This window comes from Streptomyces lydicus (assembly GCF_004125265.1).
In the GTDB taxonomy this organism is placed as follows: Bacteria; Actinomycetota; Actinomycetes; order Streptomycetales; family Streptomycetaceae; genus Streptomyces; species Streptomyces lydicus_C.
The window spans coordinates 7,480,681-7,495,538 of sequence record NZ_RDTE01000003.1; the positions used below are offsets into that span (position 1 = coordinate 7,480,681).

Annotated in this window: 14 protein-coding genes; 12 read left to right on the plus strand and 2 right to left on the minus strand. The window is 72.6% G+C overall.

All coding sequences use genetic code 11. From position 1 onward, the window contains the following. Nucleotides 1–60 precede the first annotated feature (60 nt). From D9V36_RS35475 to D9V36_RS35510, 8 genes are all read left to right on the plus strand, one after another. Entirely contained in the window at nucleotides 61–1,170 is a 1,110-nt protein-coding gene (locus D9V36_RS35475) for a quinone-dependent dihydroorotate dehydrogenase (RefSeq protein ID WP_129297374.1), read from the plus strand. Continuing rightward, entirely contained in the window at nucleotides 1,167–2,003 is an 837-nt protein-coding gene (gene pyrF / locus D9V36_RS35480) for an orotidine-5'-phosphate decarboxylase (protein ID WP_129297375.1), read from the plus strand. Before D9V36_RS35475 ends, pyrF begins: the two co-directional genes overlap by 4 nt. A 215-nt stretch (nucleotides 2,004–2,218) precedes the next feature. After that, nucleotides 2,219–2,542, plus strand: a complete 324-nt coding sequence (locus tag D9V36_RS35485) for an integration host factor (protein WP_006607450.1) — start codon at nucleotides 2,219–2,221, stop codon at nucleotides 2,540–2,542. 38 nt (nucleotides 2,543–2,580) lie between these two features. After that, nucleotides 2,581–3,201, plus strand: coding sequence for a guanylate kinase (gene gmk, locus D9V36_RS35490; protein ID WP_129297376.1), 621 nt, complete (start codon nucleotides 2,581–2,583; stop codon nucleotides 3,199–3,201). Nucleotides 3,202–3,272: 71 nt separating this feature from the next. Continuing rightward, a complete protein-coding gene (gene rpoZ / locus D9V36_RS35495) occupies nucleotides 3,273–3,545 on the plus strand; it encodes a DNA-directed RNA polymerase subunit omega (protein ID WP_005319902.1) in 273 nt (90 codons plus the stop codon). A 102-nt stretch (nucleotides 3,546–3,647) separates the two neighbouring features. After that, nucleotides 3,648–4,883, plus strand: a complete 1,236-nt coding sequence (coaBC, locus tag D9V36_RS35500) for a bifunctional phosphopantothenoylcysteine decarboxylase/phosphopantothenate--cysteine ligase CoaBC (RefSeq protein ID WP_129297377.1) — start codon at nucleotides 3,648–3,650, stop codon at nucleotides 4,881–4,883. A gap of 253 nt (nucleotides 4,884–5,136) precedes the next feature. Beyond that, on the plus strand, nucleotides 5,137–6,345 hold the full coding sequence (metK, locus tag D9V36_RS35505) for a methionine adenosyltransferase (protein WP_088796724.1): 1,209 nt from the start codon (nucleotides 5,137–5,139) through the stop codon (nucleotides 6,343–6,345). A gap of 123 nt (nucleotides 6,346–6,468) precedes the next feature. Beyond that, the gene (locus tag D9V36_RS35510; RefSeq protein ID WP_129297378.1) at nucleotides 6,469–8,607 is read left to right on the plus strand and encodes a primosomal protein N'; all 2,139 of its coding nucleotides are present in this window, start codon (nucleotides 6,469–6,471) and stop codon (nucleotides 8,605–8,607) included. 115 nt (nucleotides 8,608–8,722) lie between these two features. On the opposite strand, the gene D9V36_RS35515 is transcribed toward D9V36_RS35510, so the two are convergent. Next, the gene (locus D9V36_RS35515) at nucleotides 8,723–9,280 is read right to left on the minus strand and encodes a hypothetical protein (protein WP_129297379.1); all 558 of its coding nucleotides are present in this window, start codon (nucleotides 9,278–9,280) and stop codon (nucleotides 8,723–8,725) included. Between the two features lie 251 nt (nucleotides 9,281–9,531). Here D9V36_RS35515 and fmt point away from each other — a divergent pair, with 251 nt between their 5' ends. Both fmt and D9V36_RS35525 read left to right on the plus strand, forming a co-directional pair. Then, nucleotides 9,532–10,470: a methionyl-tRNA formyltransferase gene (fmt, locus tag D9V36_RS35520; protein ID WP_129297380.1), complete on the plus strand. Its 939-nt coding sequence runs from the start codon at nucleotides 9,532–9,534 to the stop codon at nucleotides 10,468–10,470. A gap of 188 nt (nucleotides 10,471–10,658) precedes the next feature. Further along, nucleotides 10,659–12,092: an RsmB/NOP family class I SAM-dependent RNA methyltransferase gene (locus D9V36_RS35525; protein WP_129297381.1), complete on the plus strand. Its 1,434-nt coding sequence runs from the start codon at nucleotides 10,659–10,661 to the stop codon at nucleotides 12,090–12,092. 129 nt (nucleotides 12,093–12,221) lie between these two features. Here D9V36_RS35525 and D9V36_RS35530 read toward each other — a convergent pair whose 3' ends face one another. Beyond that, nucleotides 12,222–12,914, minus strand: coding sequence for an SDR family oxidoreductase (locus D9V36_RS35530; protein WP_129297382.1), 693 nt, complete (start codon nucleotides 12,912–12,914; stop codon nucleotides 12,222–12,224). A 171-nt stretch (nucleotides 12,915–13,085) separates the two neighbouring features. Between D9V36_RS35530 and D9V36_RS35535 the strand changes: the two genes are divergently transcribed. Both D9V36_RS35535 and rpe read left to right on the plus strand, forming a co-directional pair. Then, nucleotides 13,086–13,934 (plus strand): LysR family transcriptional regulator, encoded by an 849-nt coding sequence (locus D9V36_RS35535; RefSeq protein WP_129297383.1) that lies wholly within the window; start codon nucleotides 13,086–13,088, stop codon nucleotides 13,932–13,934. A gap of 155 nt (nucleotides 13,935–14,089) precedes the next feature. Beyond that, on the plus strand, nucleotides 14,090–14,773 hold the full coding sequence (rpe, locus tag D9V36_RS35540; RefSeq protein WP_129297384.1) for a ribulose-phosphate 3-epimerase: 684 nt from the start codon (nucleotides 14,090–14,092) through the stop codon (nucleotides 14,771–14,773). Nucleotides 14,774–14,858 lie beyond the last annotated feature (85 nt).

Below are 14,858 nucleotides of genomic sequence, written 5' to 3' on the forward strand. Positions count from 1 at the left end.
ACGCGGTGTCCCCCTCTTCATGAGCCCCCGCACTCCTCACCCCGGAAGGCCCACCCGACGATGTACCGCCTCTTCTTCCACCTGATCTTCAAGCGCATGGACCCCGAGCAGGCCCACCACCTGGCCTTCCGCTGGATCCAGCTGGCCGTGCGGGTCCCCGTGCTGCGCACCTTCCTGGCGGCCGCCCTCGCGCCCCGCTACCGGGAGCTGCGCACCGAGGCCCTGGGCCGCCGGATGCACGGTCCCTTCGGCCTGGCCGCCGGCTTCGACAAGAACGCCGTCGCGATCGACGGGATGACCATGCTCGGCTTCGACCACGTCGAGATCGGCACGGTCACCGCCCAGCCGCAGCCCGGCAACCCCAAGAAGCGCCTGTTCCGGCTCGTGGCGGACCGCGCGCTGATCAACCGGATGGGCTTCAACAACGACGGCTCCGCGTCCGTGGCGGCCCGTCTGGCCGCCCGCAACCCCGTCTTCCCGGCCACCGTCGGCGTCAACATCGGCAAGACCAAGGTCGTACCGGAGGACGAAGCCGTCGCCGACTACGTCACCTCCACCGAGCGGCTTGCCCGGCACGCCGACTACCTGGTCGTCAATGTCTCCTCCCCGAACACCCCGGGGCTGCGCAACCTCCAGGCCGTCGACCATCTGCGCCCGCTGCTGACGGCCGTCCGCGAGGCCGCCGACCGCACGGTCACCGGCCGCCGGGTCCCCCTGCTGGTCAAGATCGCCCCCGACCTCGCCGACGCGGACGTCGACGCGGTCGCCGACCTGGCCGTCGAGCTGGGCCTGGACGGGATCATCGCCACCAACACCACCATCGCCCGCGAGGGCCTCGGCCTGGTATCCGACCCGAAGCTGACCGCCGAGACCGGCGGGCTGTCCGGCGCGCCCGTCAAGGAGCGCTCCCTGGAGGTGCTGCGCCGCCTCTACGCCCGCGTCGGCGACACGGTCACCCTCATCGGGGTGGGCGGCATCGAGAACGCCGAGGACGCCTGGCAGCGCATCCTGGCCGGTGCCACCCTGGTCCAGGGCTACAGCGCCTTCATCTACCAGGGCCCGTTCTGGTGCCGCGCGATCCACAAGGGCCTCGCCGCCCGCCTGCGCAACAGCCCGTACGCCACCCTCGCCGACGCGGTCGGCGCCGAGCACAAGAAGGTGACCGCATGATCCAGGAGACCTTCGGAGCCCGTCTGCGCCGCGCCATGGACGAGCGCGGGCCCCTCTGCGTCGGCATCGACCCGCACGCCTCGCTGCTGGCCGACTGGGGCCTGAACGACGATGTCGCGGGCCTGGCGCGGTTCACCCGGACCGTCGTGGAGGCCCTGGGCGAGACGGTCGCACTCTTCAAGCCACAATCCGCGTTCTTCGAGCGCTTCGGCTCCCGCGGCCTCGCCGTCCTGGAGACCGCCGTCGAGGAGGCACGCGAGCGCGGGGCCCTGGTGCTGATGGACGCCAAGCGCGGCGACATCGGCTCCACCATGGCCGCCTACGCCGAGACCTACCTGCGCAAGGACTCGCCGCTGTTCTCCGACGCGCTGACCGTCTCCCCGTACCTCGGGTACGGCTCGCTGAAGCCGGCCGTCGACCTGGCACGCGAGAGCGGCGCCGGGCTCTTCGTCCTCGCCCTCACCTCCAACCCCGAGGGCGCCGAGGTCCAGCGGGCGGTGCGCGAGGACGGCCGTACGCTCGCCGCGACCATGCTCGGCCACCTCGCCGCCGAGAATGCCGGTGCCGAGCCGCTGGGCTCCTTCGGCGCGGTCGTCGGCGCCACGCTCGGCGATCTCTCCTCGTTCGACCTGGCGATCAACGGTCCGCTGCTCGCCCCCGGCATCGGCGCCCAGGGCGCCACCCCCGCCGACCTCCCGAAGGTCTTCGGTGACGCCGTGCGCAACGTCGTGCCGAGCGTCAGCCGGGGGGTGCTGCGGCACGGTCCGGACACCTCGGCGCTGCGTGCCGCGGCGGACCGATTCGCCGGCGAAGTGCGCACCGCGCTCGATTGAGAGCCTTCCCACGGGGACTTTGGTCCCGAATTGTCCTGGTCAGCAGAGTCTGACCAGGACTTTTCGCTTGTTCTCGCTGACTCCGGCGCCCTCTGGCGCTAGTCTCCGACGAGAGCACTGCACGTAAGCGCGTTGCTCGTTGCTCCGCAGGTGCGGGGCGACTAGGTTCCACACCGGTCCGTATCCGACAGTTCGACATCCGAGGTGACGTAGGCGTGGCTCTTCCGCCCCTTACCCCTGAACAGCGCGCAGCCGCGCTCGAGAAGGCCGCCGCGGCTCGCCGGGAGCGCGCCGAGGTCAAGAATCGGCTCAAGCACTCCGGTGCTTCCCTCCATGAGGTCATCAAGCAGGGCCAGGAGAACGACGTCATCGGCAAGATGAAGGTCTCCGCGCTCCTTGAGTCCCTGCCGGGCGTCGGCAAGGTCCGCGCCAAGCAGATCATGGAACGGCTCGGGATCTCCGAGAGCCGCCGAGTCCGGGGTCTTGGCTCCAACCAGATCGCGTCGCTGGAGCGCGAGTTCGGCAGCACTGCTTCCTGAATTTTCCGGCATCACCGGGAAGCTGGAATAATCGCTGCATGAGTTCTGCAGTCTCCGGGGGGACGACCCCCGCGCCCCCGGCCAGACAACCGCGACTGACCGTGCTCTCCGGCCCCTCCGGGGTCGGCAAGAGCACGGTCGTCGCGCATATGCGCAAGGTCCACCCCGAGGTCTGGCTCTCGGTTTCGGCCACCACCCGCAAGCCGCGCCCCGGGGAGCGGCACGGTGTCCACTACTTCTTCGTCGACGACGGGGAATTCGACAAGCTCATCGCCAACGGCGAGCTGCTCGAATGGGCCGAATTCGCGGGCAACCGGTACGGCACTCCCCGCAAGGCGGTGCTGGACCGCCTGGAGTCCGGGGAACCGGTCCTGCTGGAGATCGACCTGCAGGGCGCCCGCCAGGTCCGCGAGTCCATGGCGGAAGCGCATCTGCTCTTCCTGGCCCCGCCGAGCTGGGACGAGCTGGTCCGCCGGCTCACCGGCCGGGGCACGGAGGCCCCGGAGGTCATCGAGCGCCGGCTGGCCGCCGCCAGGGTCGAACTGGCAGCGGAAAAGGAGTTCGATACGACGCTTGTCAACACCTCCGTCGAGGACGTCAGCCGTGAGCTGCTAGCCTTGATGCTGAATAGGTCCGGAGACGAGAACACCAGCGGCTGACCGCGCAGCTCCCCGGACCGTCGAAGACTTTGCGTCACACCCCCGCTTCATCCCCCTTCGGAAGGTAGAGAGTGTCCTCTTCCATCACTGCACCCGAGGGCATCATCAACCCGCCCATTGATGAGCTTCTCGAGGCCACCGACTCGAAGTACAGCCTGGTGATCTACGCCGCCAAGCGCGCGCGCCAGATCAACGCGTACTACTCGCAGCTCGGCGAGGGCCTGCTCGAGTACGTCGGCCCGCTCGTGGACACCCACGTCCACGAGAAGCCCCTGTCGATCGCGCTGCGCGAGATCAACGCGGGCCTGCTGACCTCCGAGGCCATCGAGGGCCCGGCTCAGTAAGCAGCGGCACCCTTCACCAAGGGCCCGGCGGGACACCCGCCGGGCCCTTGGTGTGTCATAGGGGCAATACGTAGGGACCGAGGCCCGGGGAGCGGCGAAGCGATGGACAGGCGTGAGCGGGAGCGGCCCAGGGTCGTCCTGGGGGTGAGCGGCGGGATCGCCGCCTACAAGGCGTGTGAGCTGCTGCGGCGGCTGACCGAGTCCGGGCACGACGTACGGGTCGTGCCGACCGCCTCGGCGCTGCACTTCGTCGGGGAGGCCACCTGGTCGGCGCTGTCCGGCCACCCGGCCGGCACCGAGGTCTGGGAATCCGTCCACGAGGTCCCGCACGTCCGGATCGGCCAGAGCGCCGACCTCGTCGTGGTGGCCCCGGCCACCGCCGACCTGCTCGCCAAGGCGGCCCACGGCCTGGCCGACGACCTGCTGACCAACACTCTGCTCACCGCGCGCTGTCCGGTGGTCTTCGCCCCGGCGATGCACACCGAGATGTGGGAGCACCCCGCCACCCAGGAGAACGTCGCCACGCTGCGCCGCCGCGGGGCCCTCGTCATCGATCCGGCGGTCGGCCGGCTGACCGGCGTCGACACCGGCAAGGGCCGGTTCCCCGACCCGGCCGAGATCTTCGCCTTCTGCCGCCGGGTGCTGGCCCGCGGCGACCGGGCGGCGGAGCAGGACCTCGCCGGCCGCCGCGTGGTGGTCAGCGCGGGCGGCACCCGTGAGCCGCTGGACCCCGTCCGCTATCTGGGCAACCGCTCCTCCGGCAAGCAGGGCTACGCGCTCGCCCGTACGGCGGCGGCCCGCGGCGCCCACGTCACGCTGGTCGCCGGCAACACCGAGCTGCCCGATCCGGCCGGGGTGGACGTGATCCACATCGGCACCGCCCGTCAGCTCCATGAGGCGATGGGGAAGGCGGCCGCGGACGCCGACGCGGTGGTCATGGCCGCCGCCGTCGCCGATTTCCGGCCTGCCGTCTACGCCAACGGCAAGATCAAGAAGGTCGAAGGCCAGGAGCCGGAACCGGTCACTCTGGTCAGAAATCCGGACATCCTCGCCGAACTCTCCGCCGAGCGGGCCCGCCCCGGCCAACTCGTGGTGGGCTTCGCCGCGGAGACCGACGACGTGCTCGCCAACGGCCGGGCCAAGCTGGCTCGCAAGGGCTGTGACCTGCTGGTCGTCAATGAGGTCGGGGAGCACAAGGCCTTCGGTTCGGCGGAGAACGAGGCGGTGATCCTGGCGGCCGACGGAACCGAGACCCCGGTCCCGTACGGCCCCAAGGAAGACCTGGCCGACACGGTCTGGGACCTGGTTGCGCCCCGCCTGGCCGAGACTCGCCCCTGACGCGCCCGTCCGGACCGGGGGGTCACCCCACCGGCCGCCTAAACTCCGGCATGTCCCCTTGACCCGGCCCATACTCGAGGTGATCGTCCTACCGAGGGCCGTGGTGTCCCAGGTCACGGGGGGTCCATAAATCGAGACCGCGTGCCCGAACGCCGCACACGACCGATAAACTGGCGAGTGGATCGGGCCGAGCGCAGCTCTCGGCCCTTCCGCCAATGATCAGCCAGCAGCCGCTGCAACCCCAGGGAGCGATGTGTCCCGCCGCCTGTTCACCTCGGAGTCCGTCACCGAGGGCCACCCCGACAAGATCGCTGACCAGATCAGCGACACCATCCTCGACGCTCTCCTCAAGGAAGACCCGACCTCCCGGGTCGCCGTGGAGACGTTGATCACCACCGGCCTGGTGCATGTGGCCGGCGAGGTGACGACGAAGGCGTACGCCGACATCCCCAACCTCGTCCGCAACAAGATCCTGGACATCGGTTACGACTCGTCCAAGAAGGGCTTCGACGGCGCTTCCTGTGGCGTCTCGGTGTCCATCGGCGCGCAGTCCCCGGACATCGCCCAGGGTGTCGACACCGCGTACGAGAACCGCGTCGAGGGCGACGACGACGAGCTGGACAAGCAGGGCGCCGGCGACCAGGGCCTGATGTTCGGCTACGCCTGCGACGAGACCCCGGAGCTGATGCCGCTCCCGATCAACCTCGCGCACCGCCTGTCCAAGCGCCTGTCCGAGGTCCGCAAGAACGGCACCATCCCCTACCTCCGCCCCGACGGCAAGACCCAGGTCACCATCGAGTACGACGGCCACAAGGCCGTCCGCCTCGACACCGTCGTGGTCTCCTCCCAGCACGCCAGTGACATCGACCTCGACTCGCTGCTCGCTCCCGACATCCGCGAGTTCGTCGTCGAGCACGTCCTGGCCCAGCTCGTCGAGGACGGCATCAAGCTGGACACCGACGGCTACCGGCTGCTGGTCAACCCGACCGGCCGCTTCGAGATCGGCGGCCCCATGGGTGACGCCGGCCTCACCGGCCGCAAGATCATCATCGACACCTACGGCGGCATGGCCCGCCACGGCGGCGGTGCCTTCTCCGGCAAGGACCCGTCCAAGGTCGACCGTTCGGCCGCCTACGCGATGCGCTGGGTCGCCAAGAACGTCGTAGCCGCCGGCCTCGCCGCCCGCTGCGAGGTCCAGGTCGCCTACGCGATCGGCAAGGCCGAGCCGGTCGGTCTCTTCGTCGAGACCTTCGGCACCGCCACCGTCGACACCGACAAGATCGAGCAGGCCATCGGCGAGGTCTTCGACCTCCGCCCGGCCGCCATCATCCGCGACCTCGATCTGCTCCGCCCGATCTACTCCCAGACCGCCGCCTACGGCCACTTCGGCCGTGAGCTGGAGGACTTCACCTGGGAGCGCACGGACCGGGTGGAGGCGCTGAAGAAGGCCGCGGGTCTCTAAGGCTCCTCGGTTTTCGTATCGCCCGTGTAGTGGCCCACGGCCCCGGACCGCCCCAGTGGTCCGGGGCCGTCGGCTGTCCACAGGCACCCCTCGCTGTCCGTGCCATCTGCTAAGACTGATGCTGTGAGCAGGGAGAACGGGCAACCGGAGGCGGGGGCCTCGGGTGCGGGCGAGCAGTTGGCCCTCATCCGGGAGGCCGTGCGGGAGACCAAGACGGAACGGGCCAAGCCGCGGACGTGGCGGGGCGCCGAGCTGGCCGCCGGGCTGCCGGTGGCGCGGGTGCTGGTCGACAAGGGGCTGGTGCACCTCGACCGCTATTTCGACTACGCGGTGCCCGCGGCGATGGACGCCGAGGCCCAGCCCGGCGTGCGGGTGCGGGTGCGCTTCGGGGCGGGCGAGAAAGGCGGCCGCCGTGAGGGCGGCAAGCTGGTCAGCGGATTCATCGTGGAGCGGGCCGCGGAGAGCGAGTACCGCGGGGTGCTCGCCCCGATCGCGCAGGTGCTGTCGTCCGAGCGGGTACTGACGCCCGAGCTGCTGGGGCTGTGCCGGGCGGTGGCGGACCGCTATGCCGGGACGCTCGCCGATGTGGTGCAGCTGGCCGTGCCGCCGCGCCGGGCGCGGGCGGAAGCCAAGCCGTCACCGGCGCCGCTGCCGCCCAACGCCGCGCCGGAGCCCGGAAGTTGGGCGCGCTACGGCGCGGGCCCCGGTTTCCTGGCGGCGCTGACGCGGGGGGACGTGCCGCGGGCGGTGTGGACGGCGCTGCCCGGGGCGACCTGGCCGCAGGAGCTGGCGCGGGCGGTGGCCGCGGCGCTGGCCGGCGGGCGCGGCGCGCTGGTGGTGGTGCCGGACGGGCGCGCCGCCGCGCGGGTGGACGCGGCCCTCGGCGAGCTGATCGGGGAGGGCCGGCATGTGCTGCTGACCGCCGATGCCGGGCCCGAGGAGCGCTACCGCCGCTGGCTGGCGGTCAGCCGTGGCGCGGTGCGCGCCGTGGTCGGGACGCGCGCCGCGATGTTCGCACCGGTCGCAGGACTCGGCCTGGTCGCCCTGTGGGACGACGGGGACGCCAGCCACAGCGACCCGCATGCGCCCCAGCCGCACGCCCGCGAGGTCCTGATCCAGCGCTCGGTCAATGAGCGCGCCGGATTTCTGCTGGGCGGGCTGAGCTGCACGGTCGAGGCGGCCCAGCTCGTCGAGACCGGCTGGGCGCGCCCGCTGACCGCCGAGCGCGAGCAGGTGCGGACCGCGGCGCCCCTGGTGCGTACGGTCGGCGACGGTGACGAGGCGCGGGACGCCGCGGCGCGCGCCGCCCGGCTGCCGACGATGGCCTGGCAGGTGGTGCGCGAGGGCCTGCAGCGCGGACCGGTGCTCGTCCAGGTGCCGCGCCGGGGGTATGCGCCCCGCCTGGCCTGCGAACGCTGCCGTACCCCCGCGCGCTGCCGGGCCTGTGCGGGTCCGCTGGAGTCGCAGGAGGCGGGCGAGCTGGCCTGTGCCTGGTGCGGCCGCCCCGAGCCGGACTGGCACTGCGCCGAATGCGGCGGGGCGCGGCTGCGGGCCCAGGTCGTGGGGGCGCGGCGGACGGCGGAGGAGCTGGGCCGGGTGTTCCCGTCGGTCCCGGTGCGCACCTCGGGGCGCGATCATGTGCTGGCAACGGTTCCGGGTGCCCCCGCGCTGGTGGTGAGTACGCCCGGCGCGGAGCCGGTGGTCGAGGACGGCGGCTATGCGGCGGCGCTGCTGCTGGACGGCTGGGCGCTGCTGGGGCGGCCCGACCTGCGGGCGGGGGAGGAGGCGCTGCGCCGCTGGCTGGGCGCCGCCGCGCTGGTCCGCGGCCAGGCGGAGGGCGGCACCGTCGCGGTGATCGCGGAGCCGACGCTGCGGCCGGTGCAGGCGCTGGTGCGCTGGGACCCGGTCGGCCACGCGGTCCGCGAGCTGGCCGAGCGGGCCGAGCTGGGCTTCCCCCCGGTGTCGCGGATGGCTTCGGTCGCCGGCCGCGCGGAGGATGTCGTCGAGCTGCTGAAGGATGCCGAACTCCCCGAGGGCGCCGAGGTGTTGGGGCCCGTTCCGCTGCCGGCGCCGGACCCCGCGCGCCCGCGCCGCCCCGGCGACCCTCCGCCGGGCGAGCAGTGGGAACGCGCGCTGGTCCGCGTCCGCCCCGGCCAGGGTGCCGCCCTCGCCGCGGCGCTCAAGGCCGCCCGCGCGGCCCGGCTGGTCAAGCGGGAGGGCGAGGCGGTACGGGTACGGATCGATCCGCCCGATCTGGGGTGAGCGGTACGGCCCCCGGACATGGCGCCGCCCCGGGACCGCTGTCGGCGGGTGGTCCCGGGGCGTTGGCGAGCGGCGGGGCGCGGAGGGGGCCAAGGGCGCTCGGTGCCGGGGAGGTTCAGCCGTTGCGGGGGCCGGGGAAGGCGCCCGGGCGGGACGGCTCGTCGCGGGAGACCGCGGAGGGCTGGGCGGGCATGGCGCGGGCGGCGGGGACGGACGGGGAGCCGGGCAGGCCCGCGGCCATGGTCACCGCACTTCTCGCGGCGGCGGAGTCGGGTGAACGCACCGTCTGCTCACCGCCGTTGCTCTCCGCGGAGGGCTGGGCGGCGGCCCGGCGGGCACCGTAACGGCGGTGCACCGCCTGCTTGGTGACGCCGAGTGCCGAGCCCACCGCGTCCCAGGAGAATCCGAGCGAACGGTCGAAGTCGACCGCGGCCGTGACCAGGGTTTCGACGCTGTCCCGCAGCTCCTGGGCAAGGCGCACCGTCGGGGCGGGGGCGCGTCCGTAGACGACGAAGCCTGCGGACGGGCCGGTGCGCCGTGGCCGGTAGACGTTGCCGAGCTGAGCGGTCAGCGTGCGCAGTGCGTCCACCTGCCGGCGCACCCGTTCGATGTCCCGCACCAGGAGATGCAGGCTGGCGCGCGCCTGGGCGTCGTGGGTTGCGTGGTCGGCCATGAGCAAGCCTCTCGAACCGGCGTGGAAAAGGAAAAGGTGAAAGCGAGCGGGCCGCCGAAGCGGCCCGGTCCGGGTCAATGCTGTTTGACCAACGCGACAGCAGCGGCTCTGGTCACGGTATGGGGGCGCACGAGCTTCCGTACAAGGCGCGGGAAACGTCGTACGCCCCCTGAGCCACCGCCCATGGCCCGGTACGGGTCCGCCTAGACTGGTGTGTCGTTCCGCTGCGTGTGAGAGGTAGATCGCCACCCATGAGGCTCGTCTTCGCCGGCACCCCCGAGGTCGCCGTACCCGCCCTCGATGCCCTGCTCGCCTCGGACCGGCACGAGGTCGTGGCCGTCGTCACCCGGCCCGACGCGCCCGCGGGGCGCGGCCGGAGGCTGGTCGCCAGCCCCGTCGCGGAACGGGCCGAGGAGGCGGGCATCGAGGTGCTCAAGCCCGTCAAGCCGCGCGACGAGGACTTCCTGGCCCGGCTGAGGGAGATCGCGCCGGACTGCTGCCCGGTGGTCGCCTACGGGGCGCTGCTGCCGAAGGCCGCGCTCGACATTCCCGCCAAGGGGTGGGTCAACCTGCACTTCTCGCTGCTGCCCGCGTGGCGGGGCGCGGCGCCCGTGCAGCATGCGGTGCTGGCGGGGGACGAGGTGACCGGCGCCTCGACGTTCCAGATCGAGACCGGACTGGACTCCGGCCCGGTCTTCGGGGTGCTGACCGAGGAGGTCCGGCCGACCGACACCAGCGGCGATCTGCTCACCCGGCTGGCATTCGCCGGTTCCGGGCTGCTGGTGGCGACGATGGACGGCATCGAGGACGGCACGCTGCAGGCGGTGTCGCAGCCGGCCGACGGGGTCACCCTCGCGCCGAAGATCGAGGTCGAGGACGCCAGGGTGGACTGGGCGGCGCCCGCACTGCGGGTCGACCGGGTGATCCGCGGCTGTGCGCCCGCGCCGGGTGCCTGGACGGTCTTCCGGGGCGAACGCCTCAAGCTGATGTCGGCCGCTGCCGCCGCGGGCCACACCGAGCCCGCCCTCGCGCCCGGCGAACTCGCCGTGACAAAGAAGGCGGTGTACGTCGGTACCGGCAGCCACCCCGTCGAACTCGGCTGGGTCCAGCCGCAGGGCAAGAAGCCGATGAAGGCGGCCGATTGGGCGCGCGGAGTGCGGATCGAGAGCGGGGAGCGGCTGGGGGACTGAGCCCCCGTCCGTCCGCTGTGAGGAGGTCGGCCGGCGCCGGAGGACGGTCCCGGTCCGGCTCCGGCTTCCGCGCACGCTCCGGTTCCGGCCTGCGCGCGCGGTCCCGCTCCGGCCTCCGCGCGCGCCCCACCCGCGCGCCCGCGTAGGCTGGGACGGACCCCTCATCTCGTATCCGGAGCACCTTTTCTGTGAGCCAGCAGCCGCGCCGTCGCCCCAGCAAGCCCCATCGCCGCCCGCAGAAGGACCCGGTCAGGATCCTCGCGTTCGAGGCGTTGCGGGCCGTCGACGAGCGGGACGCCTACGCGAACCTCGTCCTGCCGCCGTTGCTTCGCAAGGCACGCGAGGGCGGCGACTTCGACGCCCGGGACGCGGCGCTGGCGACGGAGCTGGTCTACGGCTCGCTGCGGTGGCAGGGGACGTATGACGCGATCATCGCGAGCTGTGTGGACCGGCCGCTGCGGGAGGTGGACCCGCCGGTCCTGGACGTGCTGACCCTCGGCGCGCACCAGTTGCTCGGCACCCGCATCCCGACGCACGCCGCGGTGAGCGCCAGCGTCGAGCTGGCGCGGGTGGTGCTGGGCGACGGGCGGGCGAAGTTCGTCAACGCGGTACTGCGCAAGGTCGCCGCCCACGACCTGGACGGCTGGCTGGAGCGGGTCGCCCCGGAGTACGACGAGGACCCCGAGGACCACCTCGGCATCGTGCATGCGCACCCCCGGTGGGTCGTCTCGGCGCTGTGGGACGCGCTCGGCGGGGGCCGGGCCGGTATCGAGGACCTGCTGGAGGCGGACAACGAACGCCCCGAGGTGACGCTGGTCGCCCGGCCCGGCCGCTCCACCACCGAGGAGCTTTTGTCGGCGGCAGGCGAAGAGCGGGCGCTCCCCGGGCGCTGGTCCCCGTACGCGGTCCGGCTGGCGGAAGGCGGGGAGCCGGGGGCCCTGGGCCCGGTCGGCGAGGGGCGCGCCGGGGTGCAGGACGAGGGCAGCCAGCTCGTCGCCCTCGCGCTGGCGAACGCACCCGTCGAGGGCCCCGACCGCGCCTGGCTCGACGGCTGTGCGGGCCCCGGCGGCAAGGCGGCGCTGCTGGCGGCGCTCGCCGCCGAGCGCGGTGCCGCGCTGCTGGCCTCGGAGAAGCAGCCGCACCGCGCACGTCTGGTGGCGCGGGCTCTCGACGGCAACCCCGGTCCGTATGCGGTCATCACCGCCGACGGCACCCGCCCGGCCTGGCGGCCAGGATCCTTCGACCGGGTGCTGATGGACGTGCCGTGCACCGGTCTGGGGGCGCTGCGCCGGCGGCCGGAGGCGCGCTGGCGGCGCCGCCCCGAGGACCTGGACGGGTTCGCCCCGCTGCAGCGCGAACTGCTCCGGCAGGCGCTCGCGGCCGTACGCGTCGGCGGTGTCGTCGGCTATGCGACCTGCTCGCCGCATCCGGCCGAGACCCGGGCCGTGGTGGACGACGTCCTCAAGGGGCGCGGCGGCGAGCCGGTGCAGGTGGAGTGGATCGACGCCCGCCCGCTGATGCCCGGCGTACCGGCGCTCGGCGACGGTCCGGACGTCCAGCTGTGGCCGCATCTGCACGGCACCGACGCGATGTATCTGGCGCTGCTGCGCCGGACCGGCTGAGCGAAGCGCGCCCCTGCAACAGGAATGACGGTCCCGGCAGGACCCGGTGGCGGCGTCTACCAGGGCGACGACAACCAGGGCGACGACAACCAGGGCGACGACAACCAGGGCACGACTACCAGGGCACGACTACCAGGGCACGACCTGCCCCTGGTAGTCGACGAAGTGCAGACCCGGCTCCCGGTGGCGCTCGATCGTCTCCACCACCCCGGGAATGCTCTCCTCCACGCTGAGCTCGGCGTCCGGGCCGCCGAGTTCGGTACGTACCCAGCCCGGGTCGACGAGCAGCAGCTTGCGGTCGTCCTCGGCGTGGCGGGCGGCGTAGCTGCGCATCAGCTGGTTCAGCGCGGACTTGCTGGCCCGGTACAGATCCTGGCCGCCCTCGGTGTTCAGGGTGATGCTCCCCTGGTCGGAGGACATGACGCCGATGGTCCCGGTGGGCGCGACCAGCGGACGCAGGGATTCCACGACCCGCATCGGGCTGAGGGCGTTGGTGACCATGACCTCGGTGAACATGTCCGTCGGGACCTCGCCGATCGGGATATCGCCGCGCGTGATGGCGGCGTTGACGAAGAGCAGGTCGAGGGTGCGTCCGGCCAGCCGGTCGCGCAGTGCCGAGATCTGCTCCGGATCGGTCATCTCCAGCGACTCGACGGTCAGCCGCCCTCCGGACGTTTCGGCCAGGTCGTGGAGGCCGGTGCGCCGGCTGCCGCGGACCGTGCCGATGACGTCCCAGCCGCGGCGCAGGTACGCGGCGGCGAGCCCGAGGCCCAGGGTCCGGGAGGCCCCGATGACGAGGGCGGTCTTGCGGGGGTCGGTCATGTGGTTCCTCTTGTGCGTCAGGGCTTGCGGGTCAGGGCTTGTGGGGCACCGCGGGGCGGAGGTCCGTATGGGTGCCGCCCGCCGGAGAGGCGATGGCGATCGTGAGGCAAGTCTCCGAGGGGGTCCGCCGGGCGTCCAATACCTTTTCCACCACGTTGATACCTTTCGGGCATGGATTTGGATCTGCGTAAACTCCGCTATTTCGTCGCGGTCGCCGAGCACCGGCAATTCGGCCGGGCGGCACAGGCGTTGTACATCGCGCAGCCGGTGCTCAGCCGGCAGATCCGCGCGTTCGAGCAGGAGTTGGGCTGCCTGCTGTTCACGCGGACCACGCGTAGCGTCGAACTGACCGCCGCGGGGCGGCAGTTGTACGACGAGGCGGGCAGGATCACCACGGCGGTCGAGACGGCGCTGCGGCGCGTGCACGAGGCCGAGCGGGGCGAACAGCGGCTCGTCGTCGCCTTCTCACCCGGCCTGCGCGTCTCGGAGGCGATCGTGGCGTTCACGGCGAGCCACCCGGAGGTCCACATCGATGTGTTTCCGCTGCGCTGGTGGGAGCAGGACGCACCGCTGCGCGACGGCCGTGCGCACGTCGGATATCTCCGGCGCCCTTTCGATGACACGGGGCTGCACACCGTCCCCATCGGTCACGAGACCAAGGTCGCGTGCCTGCCCGTGACCCATCGGCTGGCCGGCCGTCGCACCCTCACGTCGGCCGCTCTCGACGGTGAGCCGGTCCTCGATGTCAGGACGCGGCGGACGTCCTCACTGGAGGAGAAGTTCGAGCTCATCGCCTCCGGGCAGGGCCTCGCGCTGGTTCCCGTCAGCGTCGCGGGCTCGTACTCCCGCCCCGACCTCGTCTATCTGCCCGTCACCGATGCGCCGCCCGTCGAGACCTGCCTGGCGGTGCCGGCGGACAACTGTGTGGGACCCGTAACGGACTTCCTCGACATCGCCACCGCAACGCTGCGCCGGCAGTCCGGAGAGGCGAAGACGGAGGGAGGCGGAGGAAACGTGTGAATGTGTGAGAGAGCCCGTCCGCGCTCCCGCCGGCGGGCTCCGGGGCCGAGGGCGTGTCACCGGCCCGCCGTCCATCGGCCCGCCGGCCCGCCGGCCCGCCGGGTCCCGTCCCTCCCGCCGCCTCCCGTTCCCGGCCCGCACGCCATACTGGGGGCATGGCCTTGATCAACCCCAGCATCCTGTCCGCAGACTTCGCCCGCCTCGCCGAGGAGGCGCAGGCCGTCAAGGGCGCCGACTGGCTGCACGTCGACGTGATGGACAACCACTTCGTCCCGAACCTCACCCTCGGTGTGCCGGTGGTCGAGTCGTTGAGCAAGGCGACGGACACCCCCCTCGACCTGCATCTGATGATCGAGGACCCGGACCGCTGGGCGCCGCAGTACATCGAGGCCGGAGCCGGGTCCGTGACCTTCCACGTGGAGGCGGCGGCCGCGCCGGTGCGGCTGGCGCGGGAGATCCGGGCCAAGGGCGCGCGGGCGTCGATGGCGCTGAAGCCTGCCACCCCGATCGAGCCGTACGAGGACCTGCTCCCCGAGCTCGACATGGTGCTGATCATGACCGTGGAGCCCGGCTTCGGCGGCCAGGCGTTCCTGGACATCATGCTGCCGAAGATCCGCCGCACCCGTGAACTGATCTCCCGGCACGGCCTGCAGCTGGGGCTCCAGGTGGACGGCGGGGTCTCGGCGGCCACCATCGAGCGGTGCGCGGAGGCGGGCGCCGATGTGTTCGTGGCGGGCTCCGCGGTGTACGGCGCGGACGACCCGGCCAAGGCGGTCAGGGACCTGCGCGAACAGGCCGAGACGGCGACCGCGGCGGCGGGCTGGGGCTGCGCGCACTGAGCGCGGGGGCCGGTCAGGCCCCAGGAGCGGGAGCCGGCGGCCCCGCTGATTCACGCCACGGGAATCCGCCCGTGGCGGGGGCCGC

Bases quoted from the DNA above. Each gene is read 5' to 3' on its own strand.
- D9V36_RS35475 (WP_129297374.1), top strand. From the start codon at position 61: ATGTACCGCCTCTTCTTCCACCTGATCTTCAAGCGCATGGACCCCGAG.
- coaBC (WP_129297377.1), top strand. From the start codon at position 3,648: ATGGACAGGCGTGAGCGGGAGCGGCCCAGGGTCGTCCTGGGGGTGAGC.
- D9V36_RS35515 (WP_129297379.1), bottom strand. From the start codon at position 9,280: ATGGCCGACCACGCAACCCACGACGCCCAGGCGCGCGCCAGCCTGCAT.
- fmt (WP_129297380.1), top strand. From the start codon at position 9,532: ATGAGGCTCGTCTTCGCCGGCACCCCCGAGGTCGCCGTACCCGCCCTC.
- pyrF (WP_129297375.1), top strand. From the start codon at position 1,167: ATGATCCAGGAGACCTTCGGAGCCCGTCTGCGCCGCGCCATGGACGAG.
- D9V36_RS35530 (WP_129297382.1), bottom strand. From the start codon at position 12,914: ATGACCGACCCCCGCAAGACCGCCCTCGTCATCGGGGCCTCCCGGACC.
- gmk (WP_129297376.1), top strand. From the start codon at position 2,581: ATGAGTTCTGCAGTCTCCGGGGGGACGACCCCCGCGCCCCCGGCCAGA.
- D9V36_RS35535 (WP_129297383.1), top strand. From the start codon at position 13,086: ATGGATTTGGATCTGCGTAAACTCCGCTATTTCGTCGCGGTCGCCGAG.
- rpe (WP_129297384.1), top strand. From the start codon at position 14,090: ATGGCCTTGATCAACCCCAGCATCCTGTCCGCAGACTTCGCCCGCCTC.